Annotated in this window: 12 protein-coding genes and 2 pseudogenes; 11 read left to right on the forward strand and 3 right to left on the reverse strand. The window is 59.7% G+C overall.

Translation table 11 applies throughout. From position 1 onward, the window contains the following. The first annotated feature begins 82 nt into the window (after positions 1-82). From HU811_RS00660 to HU811_RS00700, 10 genes and pseudogenes are all read left to right on the forward strand, one after another. On the forward strand, positions 83-850 hold the full coding sequence (locus HU811_RS00660) for a coniferyl-alcohol dehydrogenase (RefSeq protein ID WP_186653217.1): 768 nt from the start codon (positions 83-85) through the stop codon (positions 848-850). Between the two features lie 94 nt (positions 851-944). Then, a complete protein-coding gene (locus HU811_RS00665; RefSeq protein WP_186653219.1) occupies positions 945-2,591 on the forward strand; it encodes a DUF1302 domain-containing protein in 1,647 nt (548 codons plus the stop codon). Positions 2,592-2,609: 18 nt separating this feature from the next. Continuing rightward, positions 2,610-3,971: a DUF1329 domain-containing protein gene (locus tag HU811_RS00670; RefSeq protein ID WP_186653221.1), complete on the forward strand. Its 1,362-nt coding sequence runs from the start codon at positions 2,610-2,612 to the stop codon at positions 3,969-3,971. 71 nt (positions 3,972-4,042) lie between these two features. Continuing rightward, a complete protein-coding gene (locus HU811_RS00675) occupies positions 4,043-5,137 on the forward strand; it encodes a WD40/YVTN/BNR-like repeat-containing protein (protein WP_437179478.1) in 1,095 nt (364 codons plus the stop codon). A gap of 42 nt (positions 5,138-5,179) precedes the next feature. Next, positions 5,180-7,615 carry an efflux RND transporter permease subunit gene (locus HU811_RS00680; RefSeq protein ID WP_186653225.1) on the forward strand — a complete coding sequence of 812 codons (2,436 nt, stop codon included), beginning with the start codon at positions 5,180-5,182 and terminating at the stop codon, positions 7,613-7,615. A gap of 242 nt (positions 7,616-7,857) precedes the next feature. Further along, positions 7,858-8,286 carry a DUF2231 domain-containing protein gene (locus tag HU811_RS00685; RefSeq protein WP_186653226.1) on the forward strand — a complete coding sequence of 143 codons (429 nt, stop codon included), beginning with the start codon at positions 7,858-7,860 and terminating at the stop codon, positions 8,284-8,286. Continuing rightward, complete coding sequence (locus HU811_RS00690) at positions 8,283-9,575, forward strand: PQQ-dependent sugar dehydrogenase (RefSeq protein WP_186653228.1); 1,293 nt, start codon at positions 8,283-8,285, stop codon at positions 9,573-9,575. Before HU811_RS00685 ends, HU811_RS00690 begins: the two co-directional genes overlap by 4 nt. 283 nt (positions 9,576-9,858) lie before the next feature. After that, a pseudogene (locus HU811_RS27690) lies at positions 9,859-10,536 on the forward strand (PAS domain-containing protein); the annotation flags it as partial. A 111-nt stretch (positions 10,537-10,647) separates the two neighbouring features. After that, positions 10,648-11,124, forward strand: a pseudogene (locus HU811_RS27695) (methyl-accepting chemotaxis protein); the annotation flags it as partial. Between the two features lie 142 nt (positions 11,125-11,266). Continuing rightward, a complete protein-coding gene (locus HU811_RS00700) occupies positions 11,267-12,046 on the forward strand; it encodes an EAL domain-containing protein (protein WP_186653231.1) in 780 nt (259 codons plus the stop codon). A 71-nt stretch (positions 12,047-12,117) separates the two neighbouring features. Here the strand turns inward: HU811_RS00700 and HU811_RS00705 are convergent, their stop codons facing one another. Beyond that, complete coding sequence (locus HU811_RS00705) at positions 12,118-13,320, reverse strand: MFS transporter (protein WP_186653232.1); 1,203 nt, start codon at positions 13,318-13,320, stop codon at positions 12,118-12,120. A 144-nt stretch (positions 13,321-13,464) separates the two neighbouring features. Between HU811_RS00705 and HU811_RS00710 the strand changes: the two genes are divergently transcribed. Next, positions 13,465-14,439 carry a LysR family transcriptional regulator gene (locus HU811_RS00710; protein WP_186653234.1) on the forward strand — a complete coding sequence of 325 codons (975 nt, stop codon included), beginning with the start codon at positions 13,465-13,467 and terminating at the stop codon, positions 14,437-14,439. A 238-nt stretch (positions 14,440-14,677) separates the two neighbouring features. Here HU811_RS00710 and dctA read toward each other — a convergent pair whose 3' ends face one another. Both dctA and HU811_RS00720 read right to left on the reverse strand, forming a co-directional pair. Then, a complete protein-coding gene (gene dctA / locus HU811_RS00715; RefSeq protein ID WP_186653235.1) occupies positions 14,678-15,985 on the reverse strand; it encodes a C4-dicarboxylate transporter DctA in 1,308 nt (435 codons plus the stop codon). 101 nt (positions 15,986-16,086) lie between these two features. Further along, the gene (locus tag HU811_RS00720) at positions 16,087-17,256 is read right to left on the reverse strand and encodes a mandelate racemase/muconate lactonizing enzyme family protein (RefSeq protein ID WP_186653238.1); all 1,170 of its coding nucleotides are present in this window, start codon (positions 17,254-17,256) and stop codon (positions 16,087-16,089) included. Positions 17,257-17,285: the final 29 nt, after the last annotated feature.

The raw sequence follows: 17,285 nt of genomic DNA on the forward strand, positions 1-17,285 counted from the left end.
ATTAACTAATTCGGCAATAACAATATGGCTTGGCTGTCGCCGCTTTCGAGCAGGCAGTACAAGCAAGAATCGGGAAGCCCGTATGAAGTTGACCAACAAGAGGATAGTCGTGACCGGGGTTTCCTCGGGCATCGGCGCCGAAACCTCCCGGATCCTGCGTGCCCACGGGGCCACCGTCATTGGCATGGATCGCAACGAGCCCAACCTGAGCCTGGACGATTTCATCCAGGCTGATCTCAGCCACCCGGATGCCATTGATGCGGCTGTGCAGCGGTTGCCGCAGGCCCTCGACGGCTTGTGCAACATCGCTGGAGTCCCCGGGACCGCCGATCCGCAAGCGGTTGCCCAGGTCAATTACCTGGGGGTGCGCCATCTCTGTGGGGCGGTGCTACCGCGCATCGCTGCCGGAGGCAGCATCGTCAACGTTGCTTCGATTCTTGGCGCGCAATGGCCGCAGCGCCTGGACCTGCACAAGGCGCTGGCCGCTACGGAAAGCTTTGCCCATGGCCAGGCCTGGCTGGCCGAACATCCGGTGCCTCAAGAGAGCTGCTACCAGTATTTCAAAGAGGCCTTGATCGTCTGGAACTACCAGCAGGCCCAACCCTGGTTCTTGCACACCTCGGTGCGCATGAATTGCGTGGCACCGGGCCCGGTGTTCACGCCCATCCTGGGTGATTTCGTCAGCATGCTCGGTCAAGAGCGCGTCGAGGCTGACGCTCATCGTATGAAGCGTCCGGCCTACGCCGATGAAGTGGCGGCTGCCATTGCCTTTCTGTGTGCCGACGAATCGCGCTGGATCAACGGCGTCAATCTGCCGGTCGATGGCGGCCTGGCATCCACCTACATCTGAACGAGGAGCCCTGCGCGAGTTACCGCCGGCCGTTTACGGGCGACCGGCCCGTTCACAACACATGCTTCCAACAACAAGAACAATGAGGAACAACATGCACAACTCTCGATGCTATCCAGGCTTCAAGCGTTCCGCCCTGGCACTCTCGGTTTGCCTGGCCGGTTGGGCCTCCCAGCCCCAGGCCGCGCAAATTGACCTGGGCGACAGTGAATGGCGTTTGCGCTGGGACAACACCCTCAAGTACAGCCAGGCCTGGCGCCTGCAGGGTGCCGACGACAACCTGGTCAACGCGCCGACGGCGGGCGGCCTGTACCCCTCGATCCAGAGCCAGGGCGACAAGAACTTCAGCAGCGGCCTGGTCTCCAACCGCCTGGACCTGTTCAGTGAGATGGACCTGAGCCGGGAAAACTATGGCCTGCGTCTCAGCGCTGCGGCCTGGTACGACGATATCTACAACAAGAACACCGACAGCAGCGAGCAACGGCACTTCCTCGACGATACCCGCGAGCTGCACGGGCGTGATGCCGAGTTACTCGATGCCTTCGTATTCGTGCGAGGCGATGTCGGCGAATCGAGCCAGGGCACCCTGCGTCTGGGCCGGCATAGCCTGATCTACGGCGAAAGCCTGTTCTACGGGGGCAATGGCATCGCCAATGCCCAGGGGCCGAGCGATATCGTCAAACTGCTCAGCGTCCCCGGCACCCAATTCAAGGAAATCCTGCGGCCGGTCAATCAAGTGTCCGGGCAGTTGCAGATCAACCCGCAGGTGTCTGTGGGTGCCTACTATCAGTTCGAATGGGAGCGTTCCAACCTACCGGGGGCGGGCAGCTACCTGAGTGACAACGATGGCATCGGCGAAGGTTCCGGCGACTGGACCCAGGTGTTTGGCAACACCACCGTGCACGCCTCCGACATCGAGGCCAGGAACTCCGGCCAAGGCGGCATGCAACTGCGCTACAAGCCCGAAGGTACCGAACTGGAACTGGGCTTCTACGCCGCCAAGTATCACGACAAGGCGCCGAGCGCGCTCTATGCCTATCTGGATGGTGCAGCGGCTGCCGCCACCGGGCTGCCGATCCTGGGTTCCTATCGCCAGGTTTACGCCGAAGACATCAAAACCCTGGGCGCCAGCTTCTCCACGGCCTATGGCCCGTTCAATTTCGCCGGCGAGACCTCGGTGCGTTGGGATGCTCCGCTGGTGAGCAACCTGCAGGTGGTGACACCGGGAATGGCCGCGGACAACAGCGGCGATGCGCTCTACGCCAAGGGCAAGACCGCCCACGTCAACCTCTCGACCATCTACCTGCTGTCGCCCAACTCGCTTTGGGATGGCGGCTCGGTGCTCGCCGAACTGGCCTGGAACCGTACCCTCAGCGTCACCGACAACCGCGCGGCACTGGATTCCAACACCACCCGTGACGCGACGGCGCTGCGGGTGCTGGCCGAGCCGGCTTACTTCCAGGTAGCCGACGGTCTGGACCTGAGCGTGCCGGTGGGGTTTGGCGTCGTCCTCGATGGACGCTCCTCAGCTGTCAGCAAGGCCGGGTTCGGCAATACCCACGCCGGCGACTGGAGTGTCGGGCTCAAAGCCACTTACCTGCAGCGCTGGGACTTCGGCATCAATTACGTGAATTTCTTCGGCAAGAAGGCGGCGGGGCTGCGCGAGGACGGCAACTTCAGCTACGGCCAATCCCTGGCCGACCGTGACTTCGTCGCCATGTACGTGAAAACCACATTCTAATAAGAGGTTTCATTTTCTATGCAAAGCCTATTTTCCTTGCGTATTTCGGCCCTGGCCATTGCCTTGTTGAGTGCCGGCCTGGCGCAGGCGGCGGTTTCCCCTGAGCAGGCCGCACGGCTCGGCACCGAGCTCACGCCGCTCGGCGCCGAGCGCGCCGGCAACCAGGACGGCAGCATTCCTGAGTGGACAGGCGGCTATACCACGGCGCCGGCCGGCTACAAGAACGGCGACAAACGTGCCGATCCGTTCGCCGCCGACAAGCCGCTGTATTCGGTCAGCGCGGCCAACATGGCACAGTACGCCGACCAGTTGGCCGAGGGCACCAAGGCCTTGCTGCAGAAGTATCCGGGTTACCGCCTGGACATCTATCCGACCCGGCGCAGTGCTGCCGCGCCGCAGTGGGTGTACGACAACACCCTGACAAACGCCACCCGCGCCACCCTCGATGTGCCCACTGAGAAAGTCAGCGGCGCCTATGGCGGGATTCCTTTCCCATTGCCGCAAAACGGTGCCGAGGTGTTGTGGAACCACCGCCTGTCCTGGCAGGGCGCCGACACCTTCTATTCGCCGTTCGACACTTGGCTGATGACTGCTGGCGGCAAGAAGATCCAGGCCACCCGCGCGCGTTTCTGGTACCAGAGCCCTTACTACTTCAAAGAGGGCAACCTCGACACCTTCGCGGGCAAGTTTCTGATCGGCAAACTGGCTACGGAACTGCCGTCCTCCAAGGCCGGCGAGGGGCTGATGACCCACTGGGACATGGACCCCGGCAAACGCGCCGCCTGGCAGTACCTGGTCGGCCAGCGTCGGGTGCGCCGTGCACCGAACGTCGCATACGATACGCCGGACTTCGTCACCTCGGGCGTCGGATTCTTCGACGAGGCCTTCATGATCTTCGGCCCCACCGATCGTCATGACCTCAAACTGATCGGCAAGAAAGAACTGCTGGTGCCTTACAACAACAACCGTGCGGCGGCGGTGAGCAGCGACGAATTGGTCAAGCCAGGTTTCCTCAACCCGGATCTGGTGCGCTGGGAGAAGCATCGGGTCTGGGTTGTGAGCGCCACGCTCAAGGACGGCAAGCGTCACGTGGTGCCCAAGCGTACCTACTACGTGGACGAGGACTCCTGGCAAGTGCTGCTGCTCGACGGCTATGACGCCCAAGGCAAGTTGGGGCGGCACAACTACACGCTCACCCTGCTGGCGCCTGAAATGCCGGCGCTGACCTCTCAAATGATGTGGGGCAGTTACAACCTGGAAACCGGGGCCTACTTCCTGAACTCCTCGGCCAACGATTTGGGTGTGCAGTACCAGAGCTATCCGCGTCCGCCGGCCGCGTTTTTTACCCCTGATGCCATGGCCAGCGACAGCATGCGCTAAGCGATTGTGCAAGGCGCCGGGGCCCAGGCATCGGCGCGTTGTGCGATCAGCGTCTGGATAACTCTTATGCGATGGTCGGAGCGGACATGATCGGTAATTTTTCACTCATGCGGGCGCTACCGGTGGCTTTGCTGCTGGCTGCGTTATCAGTGTCAGGTTGGGCAACGGCCAGCCCGGGGATTGCGCTACTCAACCAAGCGGCCTTGCAGAGCGCCAAGGCACCCCGTGCGGTGCTGCTGGCGGTCACCCGGGCCGGCGAACGGCTGGTGGCGGTCGGTGAACGCGGCATCGTCCTGCTCTCTGACGACTCCGGCCAGAGCTGGCGTCAGGCGCGTGTGCCGGTCAGCGTCAGCCTGACCGCCGTGCAGTTCGTGGATGCCGAGCAGGGCTGGGCTGTCGGTCATATGGGCGTGATTCTGCGCAGCACCGACGGTGGCCAAACCTGGGTCAAGCAACTCGATGGTGTTGCAGCGGCGCATCTGGCGCTGGTTTCGGCGCAACAAGGTAACGACGCCAAGCGGCTCAAGGATGCCCAGTGGCTGGTCGCCGATGGCCCGGACAAACCCTTTCTCGACCTGTACTTCAGCGACCGCCGTAACGGTTACGTGGTCGGTGCCTATGGCCTGATCCTGCATACCACGGATGGGGGCGATAGCTGGCAGCCGTGGATGCAGCAGGTGGATAACCCCGAGGGCCTCAACCTGTACGGCATTCGCCCTGCGGGCGGCGCGCTGTTCATCGTCGGCGAACGCGGTCTGCTGCTGCGCTCGGTTGACAACGGCGGCAGTTTCCAGGCGCTCGAGTCACCCTATGACGGCAGCTTCTTCGGTTTGCAGGGCAGTCCTGCCGGCGAGTTGGTGGCCTTCGGTTTGCGCGGCAATGCTTATTGGTCGGGCGACCAGGGACTCACATGGCGGCGCGTTGAGACCGGTCTGGAGGTGGCGCTGTCGAGCGGCACCCAACTGCCTGATGGCGCGTTGATCCTGGCCAGCCAGGCCGGTGATTTGTTGCTCAGCCCCGACCGGGGACGCAGCTTACGGCATCTGACAGGTCCGGCTGGCGCCTCGATCGCCGGCCTGGTCGCGGCCCCCGATGGCAGTTTGATCAGTGTCGGCCTCAGTGGCGTGACCCGCCTCAAACACAACCTTTCCTCGGCCCAACGTTGAACAACTTGCCAGAGCCCTACGCGGCCGTATTCGGAGTCCGATGTGAACGACAATAATCCCTCCCTCGAACAGCAAGTGGTGATTGCCCGGCTGGAGGATTTCGATCCGCGCTCCGGCAATCTGGGCGAGCGGGCGATCTTCAATCACCGCCCCTGGGTGGTCCTGTTCTGCCTGTTGGTCACTCTGGTGCTGGGTTACCAGGCCAGCAAGATTGGCCTTAACGCCAGTTTTGAAAAGACCATTCCAACCTCTCACCCCTACGTGGCCAACTTCCTTGAGCGGCGCAGTGAACTGAGCGGTCTGGGCAATTCGATTCGCATCGCCGTACAGATCAAGGACGGCAGCATATTCGACAAGGACTACCTCGACGTTCTCGCCAGGCTCAACGACGAGATCTATTTGCTGCCAGGCGTCGACAAGCCCTACATGAAATCGCTATGGACGCCCACCACGCGCTGGACCGCGGTGACAGAGGAGGGGCTGGATGGCGGCACGGTGATCCCGGACACCTATGACGGTTCTGCGGCCAGCCTGGAGCAGGTGCGCACCAACGTGGCCCGCTCCGGCGAGATTGGCCAACTGGTGGCAGGCAACTTCCAGTCCAGCGTGATCTTCGTGCCGCTGCTGGAAATCAACCCGGTGACCGGCAAGGCACTGGACGCAGGCGAGCTCTCCCGGCAGTTGGAAGCGTTGCGCGACAAATACCAGAACGAGCGCATCCAGATTCACATCACCGGCTTCACCAAGATCATCGGCGACCTGATTGCCGGATTGGCGCAGGTCATGCTGTTCTTCGTCATCGCCGTGCTGGTAACGGTGACGGTGCTCTATTGGTACACCCGTTGCGTGCGCAGTACCGCGCTGGTGGTGCTTTGCTCCTTGGTGGCGGTGCTCTGGCAGATCGGTCTGCTGGCGACCCTGGGTTATGACCTCGACCCTTACTCGGCGCTGGTGCCTTTCCTGGTGTTCGCCATTGGCATGAGCCACGGCGCGCAGAAGATGAACGGCATCATGCAGGACATCGGCCGTGGCACTCACCGGGTGGTGGCCGCGCGCTACACCTTCCGCCGTCTGTTCGCCGCCGGCATGACCGCGTTGCTCTGCGATGCGGTGGGTTTTGCCGTGCTGATGGTGATCAAGATCCAGGTGATCCAGGACCTGGCGATCACCGCCAGCATCGGCGTGGCAGTGCTGATCTTCACCAACCTGATCCTGCTGCCGATTCTGCTCAGTTACATCGGCGTCGGCGCCAAGGCAGCCGAGCGCAGCTTGCGGGCCGAAACGGCCGAGTTGAAAGCGAACGTCAAGCATCCGCTCTGGAGTTTCCTCGACCTCTTCACCCGCCGCTCCTGGGCTTACGGCGCCTGTCTGGTGGGCCTGGCGCTGGCGATCGGCGGTTTCGCCGTCAGCCTGCAGTTGAAAATCGGCGACCTGGACCCCGGTGCCCCGGAGCTGCGTCCCGATTCGCGCTACAACCGCGATGCGGCCTTCATGACGCAGAACTACGCGGCCAGTTCAGACATTTTCGTGGTCATGGTCAAAACCCCGGAAGACCAATGCACCCGCTATCCGACCCTCGCCGCGGTGGACGCCCTGGCCTGGCAACTGGAGCAGTTGCCGGGTGTGGAGTCGACCAACTCCATGGCCGCCCTGAGCAAGATCGCTGCCGCCGGGTATAACGAGGGCAACTTCAAGTGGTACGAACTGATCCCCAACGATGGGGCTCTCGGCGCAGTACAGACCCGTGCGCCGCGTGAGCTGTTCAACCAGGGTTGTTCACTGCTCTCGCTCTACGTCTACCTGGCCGACCACAAGGCCGACACCCTGGAACGGGTGGTGCAGACCAGCGAAGCCTTTATCGCCCAGCAGCGACTGCCGGACGTGAAGTTCATGCTCGCTGCGGGGAGCGCTGGAATCGAGGCGGCCACCAACATTGTGGTGAAGAAGGCCATGCGCGAGATGCTGTTCTGGGTCTACGGCGCCGTGATTCTGCTTTGCTGGGTGACCTTCCGTTCCTGGCGTGCGGTACTCGCCGCGGTGCTGCCACTGATGCTCACCTCGATTCTTTGCGAGGCGCTGATGGTTGGCCTGGGCATGGGCGTCAAGGTGGCCACACTGCCGGTGATCGCCCTCGGGGTAGGCATTGGTGTCGACTACGCCCTGTATGTGCTGAGCGTGATCCTGACCCACATGCGCGCTGGCGCCACGCTGTCCGAGGCCTATTACCGGGCGCTGCTGTTCACCGGCAAGGTGGTTTTGCTGACGGGCATCACCCTGGCAATCGCCGTGGCGACCTGGGCGTTCTCGCCAATCAAGTTCCAGGCCGACATGGGCATCCTGCTGGCCTTCATGTTCCTGGTGAACATGCTCGGCGCGCTGATCCTGTTGCCGGCATTGGCGTACTTCCTGTTGCCGCAACGCTTGTTCGTAAAAAAGCCTGAGGTGGCCGGCGCGTTGCAGCCGGTCGGGGAGGGCTGACGGCGCGAACAACACCGGTTCTTGCCAGGTAAGCCGGCGCGGCTTGCCTGGCATGAACCCCTCAACAAAGCCGCTGAGTTCGCCAGCGTTACGGCTTGGCTTCAGGCGTAAGGATAAGAAAAATCGGGAACTAACGCTTTCGCCTCACGATCCCTTTCCCTGTGCGTAGTCAATACGACCCGGATCGGCCGATTCATCCGTCATGAGTGTCCATCCAGGTCGTTGAACCATAAGGAGGCCCCATGACCGTTACCGCTCACCCCCTCTACGGAAGCACGCCCGGCCCGCTTCACGCGATCTTGCTGGCCGGCACCGTTCCCCTGTTTCTAGGGGCATTGCTGAGTGACATTGCCTACTACAAGACCTATCAGATCCAGTGGAGCAACTTTGCCTCCTGGCTGATTGCCGGTGGGTTGGTTTTGGCTGGATTGGCGCTGTTGTTCGCCCTCGTCAATCTGCTCCGGGCGGACCGCAAGGCGGGGCGCGTCGTGATGTACCCGGTGCTACTGCTGGTCACCTGGGTGTTGGGGCTGGTCAACGCTTTCGAGCATGCCAAGGACGCCTGGGCCGTCATGCCCATGGGGTTGGTGCTGTCTGTCATCGTGACCCTGCTGGCCTGTGTGACGGCGTGGACAGGACTTACCCACTCGCGCTCGGGAGGTGGGCAATGAAACATTCGATTGCACTGACTGCCTTGAGCATGGCGTTGTTACTCAGCGGATGTGGCAGTGAAGGGGATGCCGTTCAGGCACGCGGCCCGGACCCCAAACTGCCAGAGCCCCAACGCGGGCTGTTGCCCAGCATGAAAATTGCCGAGCCGGTCCCGTGGGGTGAGCAGAAGCCGACGGTACCCCAGGGATACAGCGTCACGGCCATCGCGACCGATCTGAAGATTCCGCGCCAGACCCTCGTGCTGCCCAATGGCGACATTCTTGTGGCCGAAGGCCGCGGCGGCAATGCGGCGAAACTCAAGCCCAAGGACGTGATCGCCAGTGTCATCAAGGCGCAGGGCAACACCCAGGTCAAAGGCGGCAATCGCCTGACATTGCTGCGTGATGCCGATGGCGACGGGACCTACGAACTGAAGACGGTATTTGCCGAAAATCTCAACGCGCCGTATGGCCTGGCTTTTGCCGACGGCAAGTTATACGTGGCCAATCAGGATGCGTTGGTCCGCTTCGATTATCAGGAAGGCCAGACCAAGGCCGACGGCCCGCCCACCAAGGTCACCGACTTACCGTCCGAGATCAACCACCACTGGACTAAGGCCCTGACCGTCAGTCCCGACGGTCGCTTCCTGTACGTCGGTATCGGTTCCAACAGCAACGTCAGTGAACGTGGCATGGAGGTCGAAACCGACCGCGCCATGGTGTGGCAGATCGACGCCACGACGGGGGCTCACAAGCCTTACGCAACTGGTCTGCGTAACCCGACGGCGTTGACGATCCAGCCCGAGTCCGGCCAGTTGTGGGCGGTGGTGAACGAGCGTGATGAGCTGGGTCCCGATTTGGTTCCCGATTACCTCACCTCGGTGCGCGAGGGTGCATTTTACGGTTGGCCTTACAGCTATTGGGGGCAGAACGTTGATTCGCGCGCCCAGCCGCAGAATCCGGACAAAGTGGCTGCCGCGGTCAAACCCGATTACAGCCTGGGGGCGCACGTGGCCGCGCTGGGTGTCGATTTCTCCCTGCCGGCGATGGGTGAGCAGTACGCCGAGGGCGTATTCGTCGGCGAGCATGGCAGTTGGAACCGCGACAATCCGGTGGGCTACAAAGTCATCTTCGTCCCGTTCAGCCAGGGGCGCCCCGCGGGTGAGCCGGTTGACTTCGCCACCGGCTTTCGGGGTTCCGACGGGAAAACACGGGGGCGGCCTGTCGGGGTCACTGTCGATCCGCGCGGCGCCCTGATCATTGCCGACGACCTGGCAAACACGGTGTGGAGGGTGACGCGCAATCAATGAGTCCTGACTCCGGGGCGCGCCGGCGCCCCGAGCCAGTTCGGTATGGCGTTTGCCGTCTTCGTTCACGAACAGCGCTTATCGTGCCGTTGGTCTGGCGTCAAGACATAATTATTCAAGGCCCATTCAGCCTTCACTTGCCTCGCCGATACATGAATAAGGTCCGATTGATTTCCGCGGTCTGCGAGGGTATCTCATGTTTAATTCAATGCTCAAAAGTGAACTGACGGCCAGGACAGCTGAACTGACAACCTACAAAGGATTGATTGGCGCTCTGGAGCGGTCGATGGCCGTTGTCGAGTTCAGCCCTGATGGCAAGGTTCTGCGTGCCAACGAGAACTTCTTGAGCACGATGGGGTACCGGGCGGATCAGTTGGCAAGCCTGTCTCATCGGGATTTTTGCACGCCGCAACTGGTTAGCAGCGCCGAGTATCGGCAATTCTGGGAGCGGCTGCGGGCCGGTCAATTCGTGTCCGGCACTTTTCAGCGACTCAATGGCCGGGGCGGGAAAGTCTGGCTGGAGGCCAGCTACAACCCTGTCACCGATGAGCAGGGGCGTGTGGTAAAAGTGGTCAAGTATGCACTCGACGTCACAGCGCGGGTGGCAAATGAGGCGCAAACCCAAGGCAAGCTGGCAGCCCTTGATCGTGCTATGGCGGTGATCGAATTCGATCTGAACGGCAACATTCTGACCGCTAACGACAACTTCCTCGGCGTCATGAATTACTCACTGGCAGAGCTCAAAGGCAAGCACCACCGACTGTTTTGCGAGCCGGAGCTGGTGAGCAGCTCCGAATACAGCGATTTCTGGCGTCGCCTCAATAGCGGCGAGTTTTTCAATGGTCAATTCAAGCGTCTGGGCAAGCACGGCAAGGTCGTTTGGCTGGAGGCTAGCTACAACCCGGTCTACGATGCCGAAGGTAAGCTGAGCAAGATCATCAAGTTCGCCAGTGACATCAGCGAACGGGTCGAGAAATTTGAAGAGGACTCGCGCGGCGCCTCCCGTGCCTACCACATCTCTTCCGAGACCGAAAAAGTCGCTGAACAGGGTTCGCAAGTGATTCAGCAAACGGCCAAGGAAATGCGCCAGATCGCTGACAACATCGGGGCCTCCGCACGCTTGGTCGGGCAGTTGGGCGCTCGTTCAGAAGAGATCACGGCGATCGTCAATACCATTCGCGGCATCGCCGACCAGACCAACCTGCTTGCCCTTAACGCAGCCATCGAAGCGGCGCGGGCCGGCGATCAAGGGAGAGGGTTTGCGGTTGTCGCTGATGAAGTCCGGCAACTGGCCGGGCGCACCAGCCGTTCGACGGCCGAGATTGCCGAGATGATTGGCTTGATTCTGTCTGAAACCCGTGACGCCGTCGCCAGCATGACGGTGACCCAGGAGGGCGCCCTGCGTGGCGTAACCCTGGCTGACCAGGCGGGATCGGTTATCTTGCAGATCAGAACCGGAACCAGTGACGCACTCGAAGCGGTGAGCATGTTTGCTTCCAAGCTCGATGAGTCCGAGGTCATCCCCAAAACGGCGGTTGGCTGGGTGGGTTGAGGCGCACGAGCGCCCTCGACTAACGGGGCGTTTGTGACATGATCAGGTCCTTCAGAAAGCTTGGCTTGTGCCGATTCAGGCGGTGTCGACTACAGTTCTTTGCAAGTGCAGGGGACGCCCGTTAAGCAACGGAACATTGATCATGACCCAAGACTCTTCCGATCCAGCCTTCAGATCACTTGGTTGCGCCGACTGCCGCAACCATGAGGCACTGGGGTTCGACTTCACAATGGCGTTCCAACCTATCTTCAATGTTCGCACGCGCACCGCGTTCGCTTATGAGGCGCTGGTGCGGGGTGTCAATGGTGAATCGGCAGGCTACATTCTTGGGCTGGTCAATGACGGTAACCGCTACCGATTCGACCAGGCGTGTCGCGTGAAGGCGATCGAGGAAGCCGCCAGGCTGGGCATTCTGGAGATTGCCGATTGCTTGCTCAGCATCAATTTCCTGCCCAATGCCGTGTACCGTCCTGAGACTTGTATACGGGCCACCCTGGAAGCCGCGCGCCATACCAACTTTCCGCCAGACAGGCTCATGTTCGAAGTGACTGAAGGTGAGAAGGTGGTAGATCCTGACCACCTCAAGTCAATCTTCGTGGAGTACGAACGCCAGGGTTTCACTACGGCAATTGACGATTTTGGTTCCGGCTACTCGGGGCTCAATCTGCTGGCCATGTTTCAGCCGCACGTGCTGAAGATTGATATGGCGTTGACCCGCACGATTGATCAAGACCCGGTCAAACAAGCGATTGTCGAGGGCATCGTCCTGGTCGCCAAGCGCTTGGACATTACCGTCATAGCCGAGGGTATTGAGACGCGGGGGGAAAGCGCCGCGCTGCTGGACCTGGGGATCGACCTGATGCAGGGCTATCTGTTTGCCAGACCTGAGGTCGGTCGCCTGCCGCCCGGCAGTTTTGACTGAAGCGTTCGGGCGTCCACGGGCTGTTCCGAAAAGCGCTTTCTGTTCGCTGGGTGGCGGATGGCGGACACCTTTCACAAGTTTCGTTGCGCCTGGTTGAGCAGCCGGGAAGCCCCCAATATATAGAACGCCCCACCCGCGATAATAAAGAGCCCGAGCATGTAGAAAATACTGTGGGGCGGTTGCGTGGCCAATACCACACCGCAGAGCAGCGGTCCGGCCGCGGCTCCCAGATTGCTGAGGTTCTGCGCGGCGTAGTACATGCCGCGTAAATGGTTGGGCGCGATGTTGTCGATGAACATGTATTCCGCCGGGAAGACGATAATCTCCCCGACAGTGAATACAGCCATGGATATCACCCAGAACAGCACCGTGTTGGACAGGGCGAAACCGGCCAGGCCCATGAGGAACATTCCCAGTCCGGCCACCAGCCAAAGATTCAGATGTCGATGGGATATTTTCTTGCCGATGGAATATTGCAAGCTGATCACCATCAGCGCATTTGTCGTGACGATAGCGCTGATGATTCGGTAGGTGTTCTCAGGCGTGGTTGTCACCACCAGATACTGCGAGAGATAGGCGGTGAACTGGCCGAAGACCACGGCGCTGAGCAGGCCGCCAAGAGTGAAACACACCAGCCGGTAGTCGTGGAGCAGAACCTTGCCCACCGCCAGAAAAGGCACAGGCGTCTGGCCTGCGTCGACGGGGGCGGAATGTCTGTCGCCCCAAACGAAGTAAATGAGAAAGAAGCCAGCACCGAGCCCGGCAGACAATAGAAATGGCAAGCTGATCCCTAGCTTGGCTATCCCCGCCCCGAGAAACGGTCCGACGGCATAGCCGATGTTGGTCAATGTGTATTTGATCGAGAACACCTCGCTGCGTTCGGAGGCGGGGAGCAAGCTGCCGAATCCCGCCTTGACCGCTATATCGATGACGGCATAGGCCAGATTGATCAGCACCAGGCAGATGAAAAAAAGCCAGAGTTCGCGCGTCACGACTGCCCCGAGGAACCCTAGGCTGAACAAGCCAGTGAATCCCAGAATGAGTCGGTAGCTGGAGAGCCTGTCCACCAGGAAACCGCCATAGAGGCTCAATAGCGATCCAATGATCAGTGTGCTGCCGATGACCACTCCGATATCTGCCACTCCCATGGCGAAGTTTTCGGACAGATAGATGACCAGATAGGGCAGCGTGATCGCTCGGGCCAGCGTCAGTATTGAAGACGCGCAAAGCAGCAGGTTGACGGTGGTGGGGTAGTTTCTAAGGGTGGCGAGCATCCTTGCCTCATTGTTCAATCGATCATTGCCAGAGGGCGCAGCGTGGCGCAATACGCTCGCGACAAGTTTACTGAGGAATCCAGTTCTGATTTATGATGGTTTTTCCATTGTCAGTTGAATTAAATTCATCAATATAAGGCGCCTATGTTTTCCTCCGAGCGATTGAAGGGGATCGATGTATTTGTCTGCGTCGCCGAGTCTGGCAGTTTCAAGGCCGCCGCAGAGCGGATGAGCCTCACGGGCTCGGCCATCAGCAAAAGCGTCGCCCGTCTGGAGAGCCGTCTTGGGGCTCGATTGTTTGATCGAACCACCCGGCGGGTATCGCTGACGGACGCCGGGACTGCGTTTTATCGCACCTGCACGGGGGTGCTTGCAGACCTGGAAGAGGCCGAGCTGTCGCTGCGTGCTGAAGACGCCGAGCCACAGGGCAGGGTTCGACTTGACCTTCCAGCCGCCTTTGGTCGCTCGCAAGTGCTGCCCATCATCTTGCGGTGTATCCAGGACTATCCGCGGTTGGTGCCGCACATCTCGTTCACGGATCGTTTCATCGACCCCCTCCAGGAAGGCGTGGATATCGTCGTCACTATTGGTGGTTCACAGGTTTGGCCTGACACGCTGGGCCATCGTTATCTGGGCCGTGAATGGCATGTCTTCTGCGCTTCACCCGTGTACTTGGCCAAGCATGGCGTCCCCATGACCGATCGCGATCTGGAACATCACCAGTGCATCGCTTATGGCTGGCCGGACGGCAAGCTCAGTCCGTGGAATTTTGCCGGTGAGCGTCCCGGCGAGACGCTAAGAAAACAGGTGTCGCCCGCACTGGTCGTGGGGGACGGCGAAGGGCTGGTTGCTGCGGTATCGGCCGGATGCGGTATTGCCCAATTACCTTCATGGTTGATCCAGCGCCAGCTTGAGGAGGGGACATTGATTGAGGTGCTTGCCCATCTGGCAACCGACGGAATGTTGATCAACCTGCTCTGGCAGAAAAGCCGTGAGCAGCTTCCCAAGGTCAGTGCCTTGTTAGACGTACTCGCGGCCAATTTGTCTCAGGCGGCAGGCGGCAAGTCCAGCCACAACCATCTGCCCGACATGAACGCCCGCAAAGCCGTGGACATCTAGTCCTGCGGATCAGGTCGGTCATGATCATCAAGAAAGGAGAGGTCATAACTTTGGCCTCGGCTCCCTGAAGTCAATCATCAAACGCCGTGCGCAATTCATGATCAGATCGCTCGATCATTTTTTCGGCTCCATCAAATTCATTCGAGGTCTTCTTTCGGATCGTTCCGCGTTGAACGAGACCTGGAAGGCATTACCGGTCATGGTCGTTTTGAGCGAAATGACCGGATTGCTTTGCGGATTATTTCTGAGCGAGCAATGCCTTCCTTGCCGCCTTCTCATGTTTCATAGCGGCGATTTCACGTTCGCACGCATCGACATCGAACGAGTTGTCCCACTTGGCAATGGCAATGGTGCCGATTCCATTACCGATGAGGTTGGTCACGGCCCGAGCTTCGTTTAGGAAGCGGTCAATGCCCAAGAGCAAAACGAGGCCTACCAGAGGTATGGAGTGGATGGTCGTGAGCGTCGCAGCCAGCGTCACAAACCCCGCACCGGCCACTCCAGCCGAGCCTTTGGAAGTCAGCAGGAATACGCCCAGCAGAATCATTTGATCCACAAAGGTCAGTGGCGTATTGGTCGCCTGTGCAATAAAAATTGCGGCCATGGTGAGGTAGATACAGGTGCCATCTGCGTTGAAGGTATACCCCGTTGGCAGCACCATACCCACTACCGATTTTTTGCAGCCAAGCTTTTCAAGCTTCACCATCATGCGCGGCAGCACGGCTTCGGTTGAGCAGGTGCCCAGCGTGATGAGAATTTCGTCTTTGAAATAACGGAGAAACTGCATCAGCGGCATGCCTGACCATCTGGCCACCGTACCCAGCACTACTACGATGAAAATCAACGTCGTAATGTAGAGCGCGACCAGCAACTGACCGAGTGACAGCAATGTGCCAATCCCGTACTTGCCGATAGTGAACGCCATGCCGGCGCCGGCACCAATCGGCGCCAAGCGCATGACCATTGCGACGATCTTGAACAGACCTTGCAGGAACAGATCAATGGTGTTGATCAGCGGCTTGCTGGTTTCGCCCATTTGAACCAGCGCGACCCCCATCAAGACTGAAAGCAGGATGACCTGAAGCATGACGCCATTGGAGAATGCGCCAAGGAACGTGTGGGGGATGATATTGAGGAAGAAATCAATGGTGCCGCCCTGTTCGCTGGCAGCTTGGCTGTATTTACTAATGGCACTTCCATCAAGGGCGCTAACGTTGATGTTCATACCCACGCCAGGCTTGACGATGTTGACCACGATCAGGCCGACGACCAAGGCAATGGTCGATAGAATCTCAAAGTAGATCAGCGCCTTTACGCCAATCCGCCCGACCTCCTTGATACTGCCCATCTTCGCGATACCGACAACGACGGTACCGAAGATAATGGGCGCCAATAACATTTTGATCAGTTTGATGAAACCATCGGCAAAGGGTTGGAGCTTGGCCCCAATATCAGGCACGAAGTAACCGATTGCCGCACCGATTGCGATGCCGATCAGCACTTGCACATACAGCTGGCTGTACCAGCGGGACTTGGAAATTTCCACGGAAGCACCTCATTTTATTTTTGTGATGGGCATGTGGCTTGGCGTCAGTGGGCGACGCCTGAGTCTGCGGCCTCTTTCACAGAGACCGCAGATCGAGGGGATCAGCCTTCGCCTAACTCACGCATGACTGCGTACAAGGCGGATTTGGCTTCGAAGCCAACGCCTGGAACATCCGGCAAACCTACATAACCGTTTTCCACCTTGATTCCGTCGGCGAAGCCACCGAAAGGCTGGAACACGTCTGGGTAAGATTCGTTGCCACCCAAGTGAAGACCGGCTGCTATGTTCAGGGACATCTGGTGACCACCGTGCGGAACTACGCGGCGAGAAGACCAGCCCATTTCATCCATCACTTTCAGGGTGCGCATGTATTCCACGAGCCCGTAGGACAGGGCACAGTCGAACTGCAGGAAGTCGCGATCCGGGCGCATGCCGCCGTGACGCAGCAAGTTACGGGCGTCCTGGTGGGAGAACAGGTTCTCCCCGGTCGCCATGGGTAGTTCATAGTGATTGGCAAGCTCAGCCTGGAGTGCGTAATCGAGCGGATCGCCGATCTCTTCGTACCAAAACAGGTTGTACTTCTTGATGGCTTCCGCGTAAGCAATACCGGTCTGAAGATCAAAGCGTCCGTTGGCATCGACCGCCAGTCGACGACCATCCCCAACCACTTCGAGTACCGCTTCGATGCGACGGATATCTTCGTCCAGCGGTACTGCACCGATCTTCATCTTGACGACGTCGTAGCCACGATCCAGATAGCTCTGCATTTCTGCCTTGAGCTTGGTCTGGTCTTTGCCAGGGTAGTAGTAGCCACCTGCTGCATAGACCCAGACCTTGTCATCGGCTACGCCATTCCGGTAACGATCAGCCAGCAGGCGATAGAGAGGTTTTCCTTCAATCTTGGCGACGGCATCCCATACCGCCATGTCGATGGTGCCAACCGCGACCGAGCGCTCGCCGTGGCCGCCTGGCTTTTCGTTGGTCATCAGAGCTTTCCAGATGGCGAACGGATCCAGGTTGTTGTTTTCATGGTCGACGAGCGTGTCTGGATCCGCTTCGGTAATACGCGCCAGGAAGCGATCACGCATCAGAGCGCCTTGGCCATAACGACCATTGGAGTTGAAACCGTAGCCGATGACAGGTTTACCATCGCGAATCACATCCGTGATAACAGCGACAACCGAGCAGGTCATTTTGGAGAAGTCGATGTAGGCGTTGGCAATTGGGGAGGCAATAGAAACAGTTTTTTCACGGATGTCTACGATACGCATGACGGGTTCCTCTTGTTGTTTGTGGCCCC

It is taken from the genome of Pseudomonas tehranensis (assembly GCF_014268615.1).
Lineage (GTDB): Bacteria > Pseudomonadota > Gammaproteobacteria > Pseudomonadales > Pseudomonadaceae > Aquipseudomonas > Aquipseudomonas tehranensis.

Coding starts and splice junctions, on each gene's coding strand:
- HU811_RS00670 (WP_186653221.1), top strand. CDS start 2,610: ATGCAAAGCCTATTTTCCTTGCGTATTTCGGCCCTGGCCATTGCCTTG.
- HU811_RS00720 (WP_186653238.1), bottom strand. CDS start 17,256: ATGCGTATCGTAGACATCCGTGAAAAAACTGTTTCTATTGCCTCCCCA.
- HU811_RS00710 (WP_186653234.1), top strand. CDS start 13,465: ATGTTTTCCTCCGAGCGATTGAAGGGGATCGATGTATTTGTCTGCGTC.
- HU811_RS00705 (WP_186653232.1), bottom strand. CDS start 13,320: ATGCTCGCCACCCTTAGAAACTACCCCACCACCGTCAACCTGCTGCTT.
- HU811_RS00665 (WP_186653219.1), top strand. CDS start 945: ATGCACAACTCTCGATGCTATCCAGGCTTCAAGCGTTCCGCCCTGGCA.
- HU811_RS00690 (WP_186653228.1), top strand. CDS start 8,283: ATGAAACATTCGATTGCACTGACTGCCTTGAGCATGGCGTTGTTACTC.
- HU811_RS00685 (WP_186653226.1), top strand. CDS start 7,858: ATGACCGTTACCGCTCACCCCCTCTACGGAAGCACGCCCGGCCCGCTT.
- HU811_RS00675 (WP_437179478.1), top strand. CDS start 4,043: ATGGTCGGAGCGGACATGATCGGTAATTTTTCACTCATGCGGGCGCTA.
- HU811_RS00700 (WP_186653231.1), top strand. CDS start 11,267: ATGACCCAAGACTCTTCCGATCCAGCCTTCAGATCACTTGGTTGCGCC.
- HU811_RS00660 (WP_186653217.1), top strand. CDS start 83: ATGAAGTTGACCAACAAGAGGATAGTCGTGACCGGGGTTTCCTCGGGC.